The following is a 17,592-nucleotide window of genomic DNA, read 5'->3' as shown; positions in this document are numbered from 1 at the left end:
GACATCCCCATGTACGAATTCAAATACCATCGCCCCGGGACCGTGCGGCAGGCTGCCAACCTCCTGGTGAAGAACGAAGACGCCAAGCTGGTCGCAGGCGGTCACACGCTGATTCCCGTCATGAAGCAGCGGCTCGCAAGCCCCCCGCATCTGGTCGACCTCTCCCATATCGAGGGGCTCAACATGATCGAGATGAAGGGCCGTTCGTTGGTGATCGGCGCCACCGCCAAGCATGCCGAGGTCGCGACCTCGGCCATCGTCGGCGAGGCGATCCCGGCACTGGCCAATCTCGCCAGCCAGATCGGTGATCCCGCCGTGCGCCACCGCGGCACTATCGGCGGCTCGCTCGCCAACAACGATCCGACCGCGGATTATCCGGCCGCAGTCCTCGCACTCGGCGCGACCATCGTCACCAACAAGCGCCGCCTCAAGGCCGAGGAGTATTTCCAGGGCCTGTTCACGACTGCGCTGGAAGCCGACGAGATCATCACCAAGGTGATGTTCCCGCTGCCGAAGAAGGCGGCCTACATCAAGTTCCGCAACCAGGCCTCGCGCTATGCGCTGGTCGGCGTGTTCGTGGCACGGCGCCCGTCGGACGTGCGGGTTGCCGTGACCGGTGCGGGCTCGGACGGCGTGTTCCGCGTCGAGGCCTTCGAGGAAGCGCTGAAGAAGCGGTTCGCGTCGAAAGTGCTCGATGGCATCGAGGTGCCGGCGGAAGGGCTGAACAGCGACATCCACGGCAGCGCCGAATACCGCGCGCATCTCATCGGCGTGCTGACGCGGCGCGCCCTCGATGCCGCCAATGCCAAGGAATGATGGGCCTCATCAACTGGCCCAATACTTGCCCCGTTGAGGGCGCAAACGAGACTGGCCTTTCATGACTTCAGCGACCTTGCCGGCATCGGTCGATGCGATGCTCGAACTTTTGACCTCGCGCGGCTATCTCGCCGAGCGGTCGCTGGCGACGGTGACGTATCTCTCGCTGCGTATGGGGCGGCCGCTGTTTCTCGAAGGCGAGGCCGGCGTCGGCAAGACCGAGATCGCAAAGGTGCTGTCGGCGGCGCTGGGGCGGAAGCTGATCCGCCTGCAGTGCTACGAGGGCCTCGACGTCTCCTCCGCGGTCTATGAGTGGAACAGCGCCGCGCAGATGATCGCGATCCGGATGGCGGAAGCGGCCGGCGATACCGACCGCGATCAGCTCTCGAGCGACATCTTTGCCGACCGCTACATGATCAAGCGGCCGCTGCTTCAGGCGCTGGAGCCCGACGTCGCCGGCCCGCCGGTGTTGCTGATCGACGAGCTCGACCGCGCCGACGAGGCGTTCGAAGCCTATCTTCTGGAAATCCTCAGCGACTTCCAGGTGACGATCCCCGAATTCGGCACCGTGAAGGCGCCGCATCCGCCGATCGTCATCATCACCTCCAATCGCACCCGCGAGATTCACGACGCCCTGAAGCGGCGCTGTCTCTATCACTGGGTCGATTATCCCGCCGCCGACCGCGAGCTCGCGATCGTCAAGTCGCGCGTGCCCGGCATCTCGGCTAAGCTGTCGCAGCAGGTCGTGCGCTTCGTGCAGGCGCTGCGCAACCAGGACTTCTACAAGTCGCCTGGTGTCGCCGAGACCATCGACTGGGCCACCGCTCTGTCCGAGCTCGATGCCCGGTCGCTGACCCCGCAAGTGGTCGGTGACACGCTGGGCGCGCTGCTCAAGTATCAGGACGACATCACCCGCATGCAGGGCGACACCCTGCAGAAGGTGCTGAAGGAAGCGACGAGCGATTAGCTCGTCATTCCGGGGCGCGCGTAGCGCGAACCCGGAATCCATTGTGCAGCGGTGACGGCGGATGAATGGATTCCGGGTTCGATGCTGCGCATCGCCCCGGAATGACTAGAAGATTGATACGACCATGGCCATCAACCACCTCGCGCCTGAGCAGACCGAACAGTTCGCCGACAATATCGTCGGCTTTGCGCGTGCGCTGCGTGCGACCGGCATGCCGGTCGGGCCGGGCGCGGTGATCGATGCCATGAACGCGCTTCAGGTGATCGACATCGGCAGTCGCGCCGACGTCTTCACGACGCTGGAATCGATCTTCGTCATGCGCCACGAGCATGCGCTGATCTTCAAGCAGGCCTTCAACCTGTTCTTCCGCGCCTCGGAAGAGTGGAAGCACATGCTGGATTCGGTGCCGCTGCCGGATGGCGCCAAGAAGAAGCCGCCGGCCGCCTCGCGTCGAGTGCAGGAAGCGATGTCGCAGCCGCGGATGACGGAGACGCCGCAGCACCAGGAGCAGGATCTGCGCCTGTCGGTCTCCGACAAGGAAATCCTTCAGAAGAAGGATTTTGCGCAGATGAGCGCAGCCGAGATTGCCGAGGCGCTTCGTGCCATCCAGATGATGCGGCTGCCGCAGGCGGAGCTGCTGACGCGCCGGCATCAACCCGATCCGCGCGGCCTGCGGCTCGACATGCGCCGCACGCTGCGCGCGTCCTTGCGTACCGGCGGCGACATCATCGACATCCATCGCCTCGGGCGGATCGAGAAGCCGGCCCCGATTGTGGCGCTGCTCGATATCTCGGGATCGATGAGCGAGTACACCCGCCTGTTCCTGCATTTCCTCCACGCCGTCGGGGATGCGCGAAAACGCGTCTCGGTGTTCCTGTTCGGCACGCGGCTTACCAATGTGACACGCGCGCTACGCCAGCGCGACCCCGACGAGGCGCTGGCGAGCTGCTCGGCGGCGGTCGAGGACTGGGCCGGCGGCACGCGGATTGCGACCTCGCTGCACAACTTCAACAAATTGTGGGCGCGGCGGGTGCTGAGTCAGGGCGCCATCGTGCTGCTGATTTCCGACGGGCTGGAGCGGGAGGCCGATTCCAAGCTCGCCTTCGAGATGGACCGCCTGCACCGCTCCTGCCGGAGGCTGATCTGGCTGAACCCGCTTCTGCGGTTCGGCGGCTTCGAGGCCAAGGCCCAGGGTATCAAAATGATGCTCCCGCACGTTGACGAATTTCGTCCCGTGCATAATTTGAGCTCTATCCAGGAGCTGATCACCACGCTGTCCCGGCCGCTGCCGCCGCATCACCGCAGCCTGATCCGCCCCGCAGCCTGAGAGGCAAAGCCTATGCTCGATCGCGACGAGGATATTCTGAAGGCGGCGGAGGACTGGCAGAAGGCCGGCCGTGGCGTCGCGCTGGCAACCGTGGTCGAGACCTGGGGCTCGGCCCCGCGCCCGGCAGGCTCGAGCCTCGTCATCAACGACGAGGGTACGTTCCTGGGCTCGGTCTCCGGCGGTTGCGTCGAGGGCGCCGTGGTCACCGAGGCCATGGACGTGATCGAGAGCGGCAAGCCCAAAATGCTGGAGTTCGGCGTCGCCGACGAGACCGCCTGGAATGTCGGTCTGTCCTGCGGCGGCACCATCCGCGTCTTCGTCGAGAAGGTCGGCTAGCCGTGAAGCTCGCAATCCTGCACGAACTCAATGCCGAGCGCGCCGCGCGCCGGCCGGTCATTCTGGTGACCGACACCGAGAGCGGCGAGCAGCGCCTGGTGAAGGCTGCGGATTTCGCCAAGGATCCGCTACGCGCCGAGCTCGACAAGCAGCTGCGCATGGGCAAGAGCGCCAACGTCGAGGCCGGCGGCAAGAAGCTGTTCTTCAACGTCTACGCGCCGACCGCAAAGCTCGTCATCATCGGCGCGGTCCATATCAGCCAGGCGCTCGCGCCGCTGGCACGCTCGCTCGGCTATGACGTCACCGTGGTTGACCCGCGCACGGCGTTTGCGAGCGCCGAGCGCTTCCCCGATATTCCCCTGGTCGCGGAGTGGCCGGACACGGCGCTGCCGCCGCTCAATGTCGACGCCTACACCGCCTTCGTCGCAGTGACGCACGATCCGAAGATCGACGATCCCGCGCTGCTGCACGCCTTCGAGCGCAACTGCTTCTATATCGGCGCGCTCGGTTCGCGGAAGACGCATGCCAAGCGCGGCGACCGGCTGCGGGCGCAGGGCGCCAGGCACACCGACATTGCGCGCATTCACGCGCCCATTGGGCTTGCGATCGGCGCGGTCTCGCCGTCCGAAATCGCGGTGTCGATCATGGCCGAGATCACGGCGGTGCTTCGGCTACCGCCAAAAGAAAAAGAAGAAGCGGCATGAAATTCGGCCCGGCGAGCCCCAAGGATGCGATCGGCGGGGTGACCGTCCACACCCTGCGCCAGGGTCCGCTGGTGCTGAAGAAAGGCACGACGATCGGGCCCGCCGAGGTCGAGGCGCTGACGCGCGCCGGGATCAAGGACGTCGTGGTGGTGCGGATGGAGGAGGGCGACGTCTCCGAGGACGTCGCGGCTGCCAGCATTGCGCTTGCGATCGGCGGCGAGGGCATTCATGTCGAGCGCGCCTTCACCGGCCGCGCCAATCTGTTTGCCGCCCGCCCGGGTCTGCTGGTGATCGACCGTGCCGCGGTTGACCGCATCAACAATATCGACGAGGCCATCACCTTTGCCACGCTCGCCGCCTACAAGCCGGTGGTCGAAGGCGAGATGGTCGGTACCGTCAAGATCATCCCATTCGGCGTTGAAGGCAATTTGCGCGATGCCGCGGTGAAGGCCGCCGGCAAGGACGTGCTGAAAATCGCGCCCTACGTGATCAAGCGCGTCGGCGTGGTCTCGACGCTGCTGCCGGGGCTGTCGTCCAAGGTGGTCGACAAGACGCTGCGCGTCACCGCCGAGCGCCTCGCGCCGGCCGGCGCCAGCATCATCGCGGAGCGTCGCGTGCAGCATGACGAGCGCGCGCTGTCGGCGGCGATCAGGGAATTGCTCGCCCTCGGCGCCGAGCTCGTGATCGTGTTCGGCGCCTCGGCGATTGCCGACCGCCGCGATGTCATCCCGGCGGCCGTGACCGAGATCGGCGGCGAGATCGAGCATTTCGGCATGCCGGTTGATCCCGGCAATCTGCTGCTGATCGCGCGCGCCGGCAGCGTGCCGGTGCTGGGTGCGCCGGGCTGCGCGCGTTCGCCGGTCGAGAACGGTTTTGACTGGGTGCTGATGCGGCTGCTCGCCGGCATCAAGGTGACGCGCGCGGAGTTGATGGGCATGGGCGTCGGCGGCCTCCTGATGGAGATCGTCACGCGGCCGCAGCCGCGCGCCAAGCCGGAGATCGAGGGCAACAGCCAGGTCGCGGCCATCGTGCTCGCGGCCGGACGCTCCACCCGCATGGGCGGACCGAACAAGCTGCTCGCCGATCTCGACGGCAAGAAGCTGGTGCGGATCGCGACCGAGCAGGCGCTGGCCTCCAAGGCCTCCGAGGTGATCGTCGTCACCGGCCATCAGACCGAGCTGGTCGAGCAGGCGCTCAAGGGTCTGAAGGTGCGTTTCGTCAAGAATCCGGATTTCGCAGGCGGCATCGCGAGCTCGGTCAAGGCCGGCATCGCGGCCGTCTCCGAGGCGAGCGATGGCGCCGTGGTTTGCCTCGGTGACATGCCGCTGATCGATGCCGGCCTGATCGACCGTCTCATCGACGGCTTTGCGCCGGATCGCGGCAATCTCATCGTCGTGCCCGTCAGCGACGGCCGCCGCGGCAATCCCGTGCTGTGGGCGCGCCGCTTCTTCAAGGAGCTGATGACGCTCGACGGCGACATCGGTGCCCGGCACCTGATCGCGAGGCATACGGAAGCAGTCGCCGAAGTAACCGTCGACGGCGAGGGCGCCTTCCTCGACATCGACACGCCGCAGGCGCTGGAAGCAGCAAGACGCGGATGACGGTGCCGTAGTTGACGGTGCCGTAGGGTGGGCAAAGGCGCATCGCGCCGTGCCCACCAATTTTCGATAGTCGGTGATAGATGGTGCGCACGCTTCGCTTTGCCCACCCTACGGCACCTCCTAATCCTTCCGATTTCAACCCCTCGTTCACCATCTGGAAACGGTCCCGCGCTTAGAGTCCTCTCCACCTGCCTTGGGGGGAGGGGCTTTTCCATGGTTTCGAACGTCGTCGCGCCCCGCTGCGCGATGTTTTTCTTTGCGCTGTCGGTTTGTGTCGCCGGCGCCCGTCATATGACCGAGGCCCATGCGGCCGGCGCGTTTGCCGTCGGCAAGTGCGGCGCCTACGGCCAGGCCTATGATTATGGTGCCGAGCACGAAGCCCGCGCTGCGGCGCAGAGGCAGTGCAAGGGCGATTGCACGACCGTGACGATGAAGCGCGCCTGTGCGGCGATGTCGGTCGACATGGCCAACCCCTGCGGCGCCTATGGCTATGCCGTGAAGCCGAAGATCTCGGCCACGCTTAATGCCGCGACGCGCGAATGCTACAAATTTGGCGGCAAGGAATGCGTGATCCGCGCCTGGGCCTGCGACGCCAAAGGCTAAGCGCAGCCATCAAGGGCTAGCGCAGCCATCCCGCGTTGGTCTGCACCAGTTTTGCCGGTTGCTCCGGCGCATCCACCGACCAGGGCGCCTTGGCCCCGGTGAATTCCGACCAGGCTTTGAGCAGGCGCGCTTCGATGCCGACCATGGCATGGGCCTGCCAGCCGGCGATCGCCGCCGCCGCCATGCCGCTGCCGGTCGAGCCCGCATCGACATCAGCGAGCAGCGACGTCGTCGTCGCCATGTCGTTGTAGACACCGAGCTCCTGCTGGAGGTCGGCGAGCCTGCGCGAGAAGCGCCGCGCCGATTTGCGTTGCCCGCAGAGCGGGAGCAGGAAGTCGGCGACGTAGCGCAGCTTCTTCGCGGCGAGACGGACGCGGTGCCGCTCCTCCGTCGGCAGCGATTTGAAGCGACGGCCGCGTTTCAGCACCTTCGCGTGCTGCGCCGACAGGATGTTTCGTGCAAAATGGATCGCCGGCTCCGCCAGTTGCGCCAGACCTTCGGGAGCAACATCGCTGCGCCAGCCGCGTGCTTCGATCCAGGCGCCGAGCCCGATCACGAAATACTGACAGCGTCGGTCGGCGAGGGCGAGGCGGGCCTTGTCGTAGCAGGTCGCGCGACGTTCGTCGGCGAGATCACCCAGCGTGTCGAATCCGGCAACCGATGGGCAGCCATCGGCGACAGTCCGCAACGTCTCCTGCCGAAACACGTCCCAGTCACGCGCGCCGGAGAGACTCGCCGCAAGCCACTTCGCCTCGGCGCGCATCAGCTCGAGCTTGTTCAGCGACACCACCGACCGCATCAGGTCGAGTGCGGATCGCAGGCGCCGTAGCGCGACACGAAGCTGATGCATCCCCTCGGGATCGCGGCCATCCTCGGCCGCCGGCAACGACTGCAGCAGATGCAACAGACAGGAGCGCAGGATCTCGGAAAAGGCCTCGTCGAGTGACGTGGAGGAATCGAGACGAAGCTTTGGCGGCTTCGGTGCCCGCGGCGGCGTATCGGCCGCGAGGTCAAAGCCGCGCGCTGATTTGGTCCGGATCGAAGGTTTCACCGAACCATGCTCGGCGAGCCGCAACGCGAGCTCCCAGATGGCGGACGGGCTGCCGCTCTTGAGCTCCAGTTCGATCTCGCTCACCGGCAGCGAGCGATTGCCGGATGTCAGATGTCCCTGATCGAAGGCGACCTCGATGGTGCCGGACGGCAAGTCGACGAGGCGCTGATGCCGGTGAATGTCGCTGCTGAAGACGGCTTCGATCGCGTGACGTTCGAGATCGGTGCGCAGCTTGTCTGAAACCAGCGGCAGGGCCAGTGCGATATCCGGCGCCATCGACGGGACGGTTGCCTCCCACTCGCCACGGCGCAGCGGATCGTTGCCGGATTCCGCTTTCACCGTTTGCGTGAATCGCGCGCCGCTTTGGCGAACCCTGAAGCTGAACCCGTCGCGCCGGAGCGCGCGCTTGGGCGTGTCATAATACACAGCCTTGAGATGCTTGCGCGTGCCCTTGTTGCGCGCATTCGTCGCGATGATCGGCGCATCGTTGAAAGCCGCCAGACGATCGGAAGCCACGAGCAGCTTGAGTTCGATTTCGGTCGCGCGCGGCACGGCATCGCGAGAAGGCGGGGTTTCCGGCGCAGTCGCCTCTGCACGAGCTTCATCGGCGGGGAGGCCAGCTTGCAAAGACTCGTCGTGCGAAGATGCGTTGTCAGGATACGTGGAACCGGGCGCCTCACCAGCGGCGGGAACGACGAAGCCGCTAGATTTCTTCCCGTCCTCGGGGATCGGATGTCCGTTGGCCTTCGCAAGCCGTTGTACGGGTTCGAGGGCTCGCTTGATGGCGCCGGTTTCGGACATGCACGCTTTATGACAGTTCGGTGACAGAGCGCCGACATATACCCGAGTTGACTCGCGAGGAGAAGCGCAGCCCGTCGCATCTCCATTGAAAATTTACGCGCTGTGATCGATGGGTCAATCCGGGTTACGTTCATGTCCGCCGCCAATTGCGCGGGGAATCTTCTTTCTTTCCCGACGCTTGGATGTGAGTTGGGAGAAATCATGCAGTTCGACACCAAGATCGCCGTTGTCATTCGCAACGATCTCCAGGTCTGGCAGAAGCTCAACGTCGCATCGTTCCTGACGAGCGGCGTCGCCGCCGCCTTTCCGGAATGCATCGGCGATGCCTATGAGGACGGCTCGGCGACGAAATATCTTGCGCTGATCGGCCAGCCGATCCTGATCTATGGTGCCGATGGTCCGGCCTTGTCGCGTGCACTCGATCGTGCACTCACGCGCGACGTCACGACGGCGGTCTACACCGAGGACATGTTCAAGACCACGCATGATGCCGCCAATCGCGAGGTGGTGAAGGCGGTTGTGCGCACTGACCTCAATCTCGTCGGCATCGCGATGCGCGCCGATCGCAAGGTGATCGACAAGATCGTCGACGGGTTGAAGTTTCATAGTTGAAAGAGGTGCTGATTGTTTTCACCTCTCCCGCAAGCGGGAGAGGGAGCGCACCAAGCATCTTAACTGGGCGGCATCGTCTCGAATTTGGTCAGGCTGGAATCGAGATGATCCCAGTGGTACGCGCGCGCCGCGTAAGTGACGACTTGCGGCTTGTAGCGGGCGGGCTCGTCGAGGCTCGCGGCGCGGATGGTGAAGATGTTGGGCATCGCTTTGAAGGTCATGTAGACGGCGACGCCGCACTCGGGGCAGAAGGCGCGCGTCTTCACGTTGCCGCTGTCGCCGACCATGTCCCATGTCTTGGCGTCGCCCGTCACCGTGACGCCGGCGCGCGCGAAGGTGGCATAGGAGCCGTGACCGGTGCCGCTTTCACGCTGGCAGTCCCGGCACTGGCAATGGTTGGCGAACAGAGGCTCGCCGGCGATCGAATAGCGGATCGCGCCGCAGGCGCAGCCGCCGGTAAAGGGCTTGTCCATGGTGATAACTCCTAACTCTCTTCGCCGCTGATCTCGTCGAGCTGCCGGACGACCTTCTTCCAGCCGCCGCTCATGATGGTGTAGGCACTCTCGTTCCTGGGCAGCACGAAGCCCGCATGAATCAGCTGGATCCGCGTGCCGGCTTCGACCGGGGTGAGGGACCACGTCACGACAGTGTCGAGCGGCGCGCCGTAACCAATGTTGCGCTCATCGCCGCCCTTCCAGGCGTAGACGAGGCGTCGGTTCGGTATGACCTCCAGAACGCGGCAATGGATGACGCCGTCCCAGTTGCCACCCGGCTTGGTCTGGTACGTGAAAGTATTGCCGACGACGGCCTCGAAACCGGTCGGTGGCATCAGCCAGCGCTCAATCAACTGGGCGCTGGTCAGCGCTTTCCAGATCGTCTCGGGCGCGTGAGGGAAGACATCGTCCAGCACGATGTCTTGGGTCTCGGCTTTCAACGCGGCTGCACTCACGGGTCGATCTCCTTCAAGAGGTCACGCAGGTTCTCGAAGCGCTCGCGCCAGAAGACGCCGTAATGATCCATCCAGGTGACCAGCGGTTTGAGGCCTTGGGGCGCGGCGCGGTAATAGACGTTGCGGCCCTCGGCGCGCTCGGCGACGAGGCCCGCCTGCTTCAATGATTTCAGATGCTGCGAGATCGCGCCCTGCGTCACGCCGCTGCCGCGCGTCAGCTCGGCGACGCTGATCTCCGTGCTCTCGAACACGCGCTCGAACACCGCACGGCGGGTCGGATCGGCGAGGGCGCGCATCACGGCGGTGACGGGATTGGGGGCGGTTTCGATCATGTCGATTAATTAGCAATGGCTAATTCATTAGTCAATGCTAATTCGTATCCACGAGGCGATCTAAGTCGCAATTGACTATGACTGACTAGTCAGTCATAAATTGAGAATGACAAAGACGCCCACCAAAGCGGCTGCGGCCAAGGCAGCAACTCACAAGCCTGAAGCCGGCGTGGAAGCCGCTGCTCCGGCATCAAGCCGCGCCACGCGCGCGGCCGAGCGGCGCGCGGCGATCGTGGAGGCGGCGATGGAGGAGTTCATTGCGCGCGGCTTTGCCGCGACGCGGCTCGATGACATTGCCAAGCGCGCCGGCGTCGCCAAGGGCACGATCTACCTGCATTTCAAGGACAAGGAATCGATGTTCGAGGAGCTGGTGCGCACTGTGATCGTGCCGGTGGTGGCGCGGCTCAATACATTGCCGCCGCTGACGGGCTCGGTGCGCGATCTGATCGAAGCCTTTGCGAGCAATTTCCTGAAAGAGGTGATCGGCACAAAGCGCGGAGATCTCGTGCGCCTGATCGTGGCCGAGGGGCCGCGCTTTCCGGCCGTCGCCGATTTCTACTACCGCGAGGTCGTCTCGCGCGGGATGGCCGGCATGCGCGCGCTGATCGAGCTCGCCATCGCCCGCGGCGAAATCCGTGAGAAGGACCTCGCGCGCTATCCGCAGATCCTGGTCGCGCCGGCGATGATCGCGGTGATCTGGCAGAGCCTGTTTGCGCGGCACGCGCCGCTCGACGCGCAGGACATGCTGCGCGTCCATCTCGATTTGATCTTTGGCGAACGGAGGACGACATGAGGTCGTCGCACGCGCTTTTTTCATTCGCATTGGCCGCCGTGCTCGCAACAGGCCTTGCCGGCTGCAACGAGAAACGCGATCCCGGCTTCCAGGGCTGGGTCGAGGCCGACATGATCTATGTCAGCCCGGACGAGGCCGGCCGAGTCACCAAGCTGGATATCCGTGAAGGCGATGCGGTGAAGGTCGGCGACACCCTTTATGACGTCGACGACGATCTTCAGCTCGCCGATCTCAACCAGAACAAGGCGACGCTGGCCAATGCGCAGCAGGTCTTCGATCGTGCGGATTCCCTGCGCAAGACCGGCTCCGGCACGCAGGCGGCGCTCGATTCCGCGGTCTCGGATTTGCGGGTTGCGCAGGCGCGGGTGGTGACCTCGCAAACCCGTCTGGCGCGACGCAAGGGTTTTGCGCCGGTCGCCGGCACCATCCAGCAGATCTATTTCCGCGAGGGCGAGATGGTGGCGGCGCAGCGGCCGGTGCTCTCGATCATGCCGCCCGGCAACATGAAGCTGCGCTTCTTCGTGCCGGAAACGGAGTTGCCGAAACTTTCAATCGGTGACGAGGTGCGGATCGCTTGCGACAATTGCGCCGCCGATCTCACCGCAAAGATCTACTTCATCGCGACCAACGCCGAATACACCCCGCCGGTGATCTACAGCCTCGATGAGCGCAACAAGCTCGTCTACCTGATCCAGGCGCGGCCGTCGCGGCCGGATGCCTTGCGCGTCGGTCAGCCCATCAGTGTCTATCTCAACCCCAAAACCCCGGTGGCGGACAAGCGATGAACGCCGGCAGTGACATCGCGATCGACGTCAGGGGCCTCACAAAATCGTTCGGCGGCCGTGAGGTCGTGCACGATCTGTCGATGCAGGTGAAGCGCGGCTCGATCTACGGCTTTCTCGGGCCGAACGGCTCAGGCAAGACCACGACCATCCGCATCCTCTGCGGCCTGCTGACGCCCGACAGCGGCGAGGGCACCTGCCTCGGCTACGACATCCTGAAGGACGCGGAAAAGATCAAGCGCCAGGTCGGCTACATGACGCAGCGCTTCAGTCTCTATCAAGACCTGTCCGTGCGCGAGAATCTCGAATTCGTCGCGCGGCTCTATGGCATGCGCGATGCGCGGGGTGCAGCGCGCGACATGATCAAGCGGCTCGGGCTCTCGGGCCGCGAGGAGCAGCTCGCCGGCGAGCTCTCCGGCGGCTGGAAGCAACGGCTTGCGTTAGGGGCCTGCACGCTGCCCAGTCCAAAGCTGTTGCTGCTCGACGAGCCGACCGCCGGTGTCGATCCCAAGGCGCGGCGCGATTTCTGGAACGAGATCCATGCGCTCGCGGCCGAAGGGCTCACCGTGCTGGTTTCGACGCATTACATGGACGAGGCCGAGCGCTGCCACGAGATCGCTTACATCGCCTACGGCCATTTGCTGACGCACGGCACGGTGGAGGAGGTGATCGCGGGATCTGCGCTCACGACCTACACCGTAACGGGCGAGGATTTGAACGACCTCACGGCCGCGCTCACCGGCAAACCCGGAATCGACATGGTCGCACCGTTCGGCACATCGCTGCATGTTTCGGGGCGCGACGTTGCCGCGTTAGAGGCCAGCATCGCGCCGTGGCGCGACAAGAGCGATCTGCATTGGCACAAATCGGCGCCCTCGCTGGAAGACGTCTTCATCGAGCTGATGGGCCGCTCAAAGGATAATTTCCAATGAGCACCGTCGATCATCCGGCTCCCGCGCACGAAATCCGCGAGCGCTTTGGCTTCTGGAAGCGCTCCTATGCGATGCTGATCAAGGAGTTCATCCAGCTCAAGCGCGACCGGGTGTCGTTCGCAATGATCGTGATGCTGCCGGTGATGCAGCTTCTGCTGTTCGGCTATGCCATCAACACCACGCCGCACAATCTGCCGAGCGCGGTGCTGCTCCAGGAGGATTCCGATCTTGCCCGCTCGGTCCTGAAGGCGCTGGAGAACACGGCCTATTACCGCTTCATCTACGAGGTGCACGACGTCGACGAATTCGACAACCTCCTCAAATCCGGCAAGGTGCTGTTCGGCGTCGAGATCCCGCGCGGCTTCGAGCGGGCGGTGCGGCGCGGCGACAAGCCGGCGCTGCTGGTCGCTGCCGATGCCACCGATCCCGTTGCGGCGAGTGCCGCGCTCGGCTCGCTCGGCATGATCGTGCAGACTGCGCTGGCGCACGATCTCTATATCGGCAATCCCCCGGAAATGCCGTTCGAGATCCGCGCGCACGCCCGCTACAATCCGGCCGCGAACTCCAGCCTCAACATCGTGCCGGGCCTGGTCGGCACCATCCTCACCATGACCATGCTGATCTTCACCGCGCTCTCGGTGACGCGCGAGGTCGAGCGCGGCACCATGGAGGCCCTGTTGTCGATGCCGATCAAGCCGGTCGAGGTGATGTTCGGCAAGATCATCCCTTACGTGCTGGTCGGATTCGTCCAGGCCTTCCTGATCATCGGCATCGGCGTGTTCCTGTTCGGCGTGCCCGTGCTCGGCAATCTGTTCCTGCTGGCGCTGCTGTCGACGCTGTTCATCACCACCAATCTGTCGATCGGCTACACGATCTCGACGCTGGTGCAGAACCAGCTCCAGGCCATGCAGATGTCGATGATGTTCTTCCTGCCGAGCATCCTGCTGTCCGGCTTCATGTTCCCGTTCGCGGGCATGCCGGCCTGGGCGCAATATGTCGGCGAAGGCCTGCCGCTGACGCATTACATCCGCATCGTCCGCGCCATCATGCTGAAGGGCGCCTCCATGCCGAATCTGCGTTTCGACGCGGCCGCGCTCGCCGTCCTGATGCTGGTCGCCATGACCATCGCGGTGACGCGCTTCCGCCGCACGCTGGATTGAGGCAGACTGCCCCGGAATCGAGGGGGTGGAATGGTCAGCTTGGTCAGCGGAAAAGTCCGGCAGAAAGCCGTCTTGTCGGAGGAGTTCGAGCGGGAGCTGACGCGCGAAGTGCTGCGCACCGAGCTGCTCCGTGTGCGGGCACTGATCATCACTGGCTGCGTGATGATCTTGTTCCTCACCTCAACCTACCTGATCGACCCTGCCATCGTGAACCGGATCTGGCGCGGGACGGGAGGCCTCGTCCGCGAATACACCCTCTTGGCGGGCTTCATCCTCTTCGAGGTCTGGGTCCACAGCCAGATCAGGCGAAACCTCGAGCTCGATCGCGACTTGCCGGTGATCCGGCGTTATATCGGCGCACTCATCGAAACATCGCTGCCGACGATCATCCTGATCCTGCAAATTCGCAGCATGGGCGCGAGCCAGGCGCTCGGTTTCGTGTTGCCGCTGGCCTATTTCATCTTCATCATTCTTTCGACGCTCCGGCTCGATTTCTGGCTGTCGACCTTCACCGGATTTGTGGCCGCGGCCGAACTCCTGGCCGTCGCGCTGTATTACAATTCGGCGAACGACGCCGGCGAACCGCTGAACTACTTTCACGCGGTACGCAGTACTATCATCCTGATCTGCGGCGTGCTCGCGGGCGCTGTCGGCGCGCGGTTGCGACGGCAATTTGCTGCGAGCATTGCGGCCACCACCGCGCGCGACCGGGTGACCAATTTGTTCGGCCAGCACGTCTCGCCGCAGGTGGTGGAGCGGCTGATGGCGGAGGGGACGAGTGCGGCCGGCGACCTCCGCCGCGTCGCCGTGATGTTCGTCGATTTCCGCGGCTTCACCGCCGGCGCGCAGTCGCGAACCCCGCAGGAGGTCGTCGACCGGCTCGACGGCGCCTTCGCGGTGCTGGTCGACATTCTCGACCGCCAGGGCGGCATTGTGAACAAGTTTTTGGGTGACGGCTTTCTCGCGCTGTTCGGTGCGCCGCTGGAGGCGTCCGATGCAGCGCATCGCGCGGTCGCCGCCGGCCGCGAGATGCTGACCGCGATGGACCACATCAATGCGCAGACGAGCTGGCCGCTGCGTATCGGCATCGGCATCCATTTTGGCGAGGTCGTCGCCGGCAATATCGGCTCGCCCCGGCGCAAGGAATACACCGTGATCGGCAACACCGTGAACTTCGCCTCGCGGCTGGAGGCGCTCAACAAAGAGTTCGGCTCGCAGCTCCTGATCTCCGCGTCCGTGCGCGAGGCGCTCGGCGACGACGGCGAGGATGCGGTTGCGCTCGGCGAGGTCACGGTGCGCGGTTACGAGCAGCCGGTCGCGGTATTTCAATTGGGGTGAGGGGCGCTGCTCGCGTTTGTTTGAACGTGCGGCTGAAATATCTCACGGGGCATTCCGCTCTTGCACTCAGGACGTCGAAAAACCTTCGTCGTCCGTTTGTCACGCGGAGAAAATCCATGACCCGACTGACCTTCATCTCGGCCGCCCTGATCGCCGCTTCCGTCTATCAAACCCAGGCTGCAGCCGCACGCGACAACGCTTCCGTGCGCCGCGCCGCAACCCACGCGACGGCCGATTGCGTCAGGGCTCCCGCAGTGGGCGCCTATGCCACGGCGCCCTACAAGGAGCCGCCCTGCATGCCCAAGACCATGAACTGACGATTGCGAAGGCGAGGCTGGGTTGGCGAAGTCCGCAACCCGGCCTCGCGCTCGCTGCGGCTCTCCGGCTGTGCGGTATCTCAGTAGTGCTTGACTCCCTTCTCATCTAGTCATCTATATGACTATATGAATTCAGCTCCGCGCGACGACCGCCTGCCACGCTACCAGCGCCTGCGCGACGACCTCGCCGCGCGGATCAACCGCAACGAATGGCGGCCGGGTGAGCCAATTCCGTCGGAGGCCGAGCTTGGCGCCCATTACGGCGTCGCCATCGGCACCGTGCGCAAGGCAATCGACCAGCTCGTCGCGGACACCGTGCTGGAGCGGCAGCAGGGCCGCGGCACCTTCGTGCGCCGCGCGCGCTTCAACTCCTCGCTGTTCCGCTTCTTCCGCTTCCAGTCCGAAAACGGCGAGCGCCGGGTACCGAAGAGCCGCATCATCCGGCGCAAGAGCGTGCCGGCGACATCCGCCGTCGCGTCCGCGTTGCGTATTCCGCTCGGCGAGCCCGTCATCAGCCTGTCGCGCCTGCGGCTGATCGACGACGTGCCGCTGCTCGCCGAAGAGATCTGGCTCCAGCAATCGCGTTTCGCAAAGATCCTCGAGATCGACACGGCCGAGTTCGGCGACCTGCTGTATCCGCTCTACGAGGAGCGGTGCGGCGAGGTCGTGGTCTCCGCCGAGGAAATCTTGACGGTCGAGACCGCCAACGAGATGCAGGCTCGGCTGCTGCGCCTCGAGGCCCACGCGCCTCTGATCGTGATCGAGCGCCTCGCGCTCGATCTGGAGCGACGGCCGATCGAATGGCGCCGCTCGCGGGGGCCGGCGGACCGGTTCCGCTACCACGCCGAGATCCGGTGACCGCGGCTTTCAACGACATCAAGCAATAAACAATTCAAGGGGGAAACAATGTCAAACTGGTACAGCGAATGCTCGCCGCTTGAGAAGCGGACGTTCTGGGCAAGCTTTGGCGGCTGGGCGCTGGATGCGCTCGACGTCCAGATGTTCGGCCTCGCCATCCCCGCACTGATCGCGGCCTTCGGCATCAGCAAGGCCGATGCCGGCCTGCTCGGCTCGGTCACGCTGTTCTTCGGCGCGTTCGGCGGCTGGCTCGGCGGCGCGCTCGGTGATCGCTATGGCCGCGTCAAGGCGCTTCAGATCACGGTGCTGACCTTTGCGCTCGCGACCTTCGCCTGCGCATTCGCAATGAGCTACACCCAGCTCCTGGTGCTCAAGGCCATCCAGGGCCTCGGCTTCGGCGCGGAATGGGCCGTTGGCGCGGTGCTGATGGCCGAGATCATCCGTCCCGAGCATCGCGGCAAGGCGCTTGGTTCGGTGCAGAGCGCCTGGGCAATCGGATGGGGTGCGGCGGTGCTGTTGTCGGCGCTGGTGTTCACCTATGCGCCGGCGGACGTCGCCTGGCGCATCCTGTTTGCGATCGGGCTGTTGCCGGCACTGCTCATCATCTACATCCGGCGGGGACTGAAAGAACCGGTGCGTGCCGTGGCAGCCGACGCCAAGGCGCCGTTCTTCGCCACGCTCTCCGGCATCTTCCAGCGCGACGTGCTGCGCTCGACCATGGTCGGCGGCCTGTTCGGCATCGGCGCCCATGGCGGCTATGCCGCGCTGACGACGTTCCTGCCGACTTATCTGCGCGAGGTGCGGCACCTGTCGGTGCTTGGCTCCAGCTTCTATCTTGCGGTCATCATCGTCGCGTTCTTCTGCGGCTGCGTCGCAAGCGGCATCATCAGCGACCGCATCGGCCGCAGGGCCAATGTCGCACTGTTCGCGAGCGCCTGCATCGCCACCGTGCTGATCTACATCTTTGCGCCGCTGACCGATGGCGAGATGCTGGTGCTCGGCTTTCCGCTCGGCTTCTTCTCGGCCGGTATTCCCGCCAGCATGGCGGCGCTGTTCAGCGAGCTTTATCCCGCGGGCGTGCGTGGCACCGGCGTCGGCTTCTGCTACAATTTCGGCCGCGTCGTCTCCGCTGCGTTTCCCTTCCTGGTCGGCTTCCTCAGTGATCACATCGGTCTCGGGCCCGCGATCGGCATCGATGCGGCCTTCGCTTATTCGCTGGTTCTGATCGCGGTGCTGCTCCTGCCCGAAACCCGCGGCAAGGTGTTCGAGCAGACCGTGGCAACGCACGCCTGACGAAGTATGAGGAGTAACGA

At 64.7% G+C, this 17,592-nt stretch carries 20 protein-coding genes; 16 read left to right on the top strand and 4 right to left on the bottom strand.

The window, feature by feature from the left end; translation table 11 throughout:
• The first annotated feature begins 9 nt into the window (after nt 1-9).
• The 7 genes from V1280_RS12775 to V1280_RS12745 all read left to right on the top strand — a co-directional run bounded on the left by V1280_RS12775 (nt 10) and on the right by V1280_RS12745 (nt 6,354).
• On the top strand, nt 10-816 hold the full coding sequence (locus V1280_RS12775; protein ID WP_334523902.1) for an FAD binding domain-containing protein: 807 nt from the start codon (nt 10-12) through the stop codon (nt 814-816).
• Nucleotides 817-877: 61 nt separating this feature from the next.
• Nucleotides 878-1,783 carry an AAA family ATPase gene (locus V1280_RS12770; RefSeq protein ID WP_148751516.1) on the top strand — a complete coding sequence of 302 codons (906 nt, stop codon included), beginning with the start codon at nt 878-880 and terminating at the stop codon, nt 1,781-1,783.
• Between the two features lie 124 nt (nt 1,784-1,907).
• On the top strand, nt 1,908-3,110 hold the full coding sequence (locus V1280_RS12765) for a vWA domain-containing protein (RefSeq protein ID WP_334523897.1): 1,203 nt from the start codon (nt 1,908-1,910) through the stop codon (nt 3,108-3,110).
• A 12-nt stretch (nt 3,111-3,122) separates the two neighbouring features.
• Nucleotides 3,123-3,446, top strand: coding sequence for an XdhC family protein (locus V1280_RS12760; RefSeq protein ID WP_008564652.1), 324 nt, complete (start codon nt 3,123-3,125; stop codon nt 3,444-3,446).
• A gap of 2 nt (nt 3,447-3,448) precedes the next feature.
• Entirely contained in the window at nt 3,449-4,150 is a 702-nt protein-coding gene (locus V1280_RS12755) for an XdhC family protein (RefSeq protein WP_334523894.1), read from the top strand.
• Entirely contained in the window at nt 4,147-5,751 is a 1,605-nt protein-coding gene (locus tag V1280_RS12750; protein WP_334523891.1) for a molybdopterin-binding/glycosyltransferase family 2 protein, read from the top strand. The genes V1280_RS12755 and V1280_RS12750 overlap by 4 nt, the downstream gene beginning before the upstream one ends.
• A 213-nt stretch (nt 5,752-5,964) precedes the next feature.
• Nucleotides 5,965-6,354: a DUF4189 domain-containing protein gene (locus tag V1280_RS12745; RefSeq protein WP_334523888.1), complete on the top strand. Its 390-nt coding sequence runs from the start codon at nt 5,965-5,967 to the stop codon at nt 6,352-6,354.
• Between the two features lie 16 nt (nt 6,355-6,370).
• On the opposite strand, the gene V1280_RS12740 is transcribed toward V1280_RS12745, so the two are convergent.
• Nucleotides 6,371-8,206, bottom strand: a complete 1,836-nt coding sequence (locus tag V1280_RS12740; protein ID WP_334523885.1) for a CYTH and CHAD domain-containing protein — start codon at nt 8,204-8,206, stop codon at nt 6,371-6,373.
• A 201-nt stretch (nt 8,207-8,407) separates the two neighbouring features.
• Here V1280_RS12740 and V1280_RS12735 point away from each other — a divergent pair, with 201 nt between their 5' ends.
• Entirely contained in the window at nt 8,408-8,818 is a 411-nt protein-coding gene (locus V1280_RS12735; RefSeq protein WP_334523882.1) for a DUF2000 family protein, read from the top strand.
• A gap of 59 nt (nt 8,819-8,877) precedes the next feature.
• Here the strand turns inward: V1280_RS12735 and V1280_RS12730 are convergent, their stop codons facing one another.
• From V1280_RS12730 to V1280_RS12720, 3 genes are read right to left on the bottom strand one after another with little or no spacing between them, the layout of a single operon-like run.
• Entirely contained in the window at nt 8,878-9,291 is a 414-nt protein-coding gene (locus V1280_RS12730; protein ID WP_334523879.1) for a GFA family protein, read from the bottom strand.
• 11 nt (nt 9,292-9,302) lie between these two features.
• The gene (locus V1280_RS12725; protein ID WP_334523876.1) at nt 9,303-9,767 is read right to left on the bottom strand and encodes an SRPBCC family protein; all 465 of its coding nucleotides are present in this window, start codon (nt 9,765-9,767) and stop codon (nt 9,303-9,305) included.
• Complete coding sequence (locus tag V1280_RS12720) at nt 9,764-10,099, bottom strand: ArsR/SmtB family transcription factor (protein ID WP_334523873.1); 336 nt, start codon at nt 10,097-10,099, stop codon at nt 9,764-9,766. The genes V1280_RS12725 and V1280_RS12720 overlap by 4 nt, the downstream gene beginning before the upstream one ends.
• A gap of 106 nt (nt 10,100-10,205) precedes the next feature.
• Between V1280_RS12720 and V1280_RS12715 the strand changes: the two genes are divergently transcribed.
• The 8 genes from V1280_RS12715 (at nt 10,206) to V1280_RS12680 (ending at nt 17,572) form a co-directional block, all read left to right on the top strand.
• Nucleotides 10,206-10,892, top strand: a complete 687-nt coding sequence (locus V1280_RS12715; protein WP_334523870.1) for a TetR/AcrR family transcriptional regulator — start codon at nt 10,206-10,208, stop codon at nt 10,890-10,892.
• Nucleotides 10,889-11,677, top strand: a complete 789-nt coding sequence (locus V1280_RS12710; protein ID WP_334523867.1) for an HlyD family secretion protein — start codon at nt 10,889-10,891, stop codon at nt 11,675-11,677. The genes V1280_RS12715 and V1280_RS12710 overlap by 4 nt, the downstream gene beginning before the upstream one ends.
• Nucleotides 11,674-12,606, top strand: a complete 933-nt coding sequence (locus V1280_RS12705; RefSeq protein WP_334523864.1) for an ABC transporter ATP-binding protein — start codon at nt 11,674-11,676, stop codon at nt 12,604-12,606. Before V1280_RS12710 ends, V1280_RS12705 begins: the two co-directional genes overlap by 4 nt.
• Nucleotides 12,603-13,766, top strand: a complete 1,164-nt coding sequence (locus V1280_RS12700; protein WP_334523861.1) for an ABC transporter permease — start codon at nt 12,603-12,605, stop codon at nt 13,764-13,766. Before V1280_RS12705 ends, V1280_RS12700 begins: the two co-directional genes overlap by 4 nt.
• 30 nt (nt 13,767-13,796) lie before the next feature.
• On the top strand, nt 13,797-15,104 hold the full coding sequence (locus tag V1280_RS12695; protein WP_334523858.1) for an adenylate/guanylate cyclase domain-containing protein: 1,308 nt from the start codon (nt 13,797-13,799) through the stop codon (nt 15,102-15,104).
• A 116-nt stretch (nt 15,105-15,220) separates the two neighbouring features.
• On the top strand, nt 15,221-15,421 hold the full coding sequence (locus V1280_RS12690) for a hypothetical protein (protein ID WP_334523856.1): 201 nt from the start codon (nt 15,221-15,223) through the stop codon (nt 15,419-15,421).
• Nucleotides 15,422-15,547: 126 nt separating this feature from the next.
• The gene (locus V1280_RS12685; RefSeq protein ID WP_334523853.1) at nt 15,548-16,279 is read left to right on the top strand and encodes a GntR family transcriptional regulator; all 732 of its coding nucleotides are present in this window, start codon (nt 15,548-15,550) and stop codon (nt 16,277-16,279) included.
• A 48-nt stretch (nt 16,280-16,327) separates the two neighbouring features.
• Nucleotides 16,328-17,572 carry an MFS transporter gene (locus tag V1280_RS12680; protein ID WP_334523850.1) on the top strand — a complete coding sequence of 415 codons (1,245 nt, stop codon included), beginning with the start codon at nt 16,328-16,330 and terminating at the stop codon, nt 17,570-17,572.
• Nucleotides 17,573-17,592: the final 20 nt, after the last annotated feature.

Origin of the sequence: Bradyrhizobium sp. AZCC 2230 (genome assembly GCF_036924495.1) — a bacterium.
Classification (GTDB): Bacteria; Pseudomonadota; Alphaproteobacteria; order Rhizobiales; family Xanthobacteraceae; genus Bradyrhizobium; species Bradyrhizobium rifense.
Note: the sequence above shows the minus strand (reverse complement) of the source record. Positions and strands in the feature narration are given on the sequence as shown.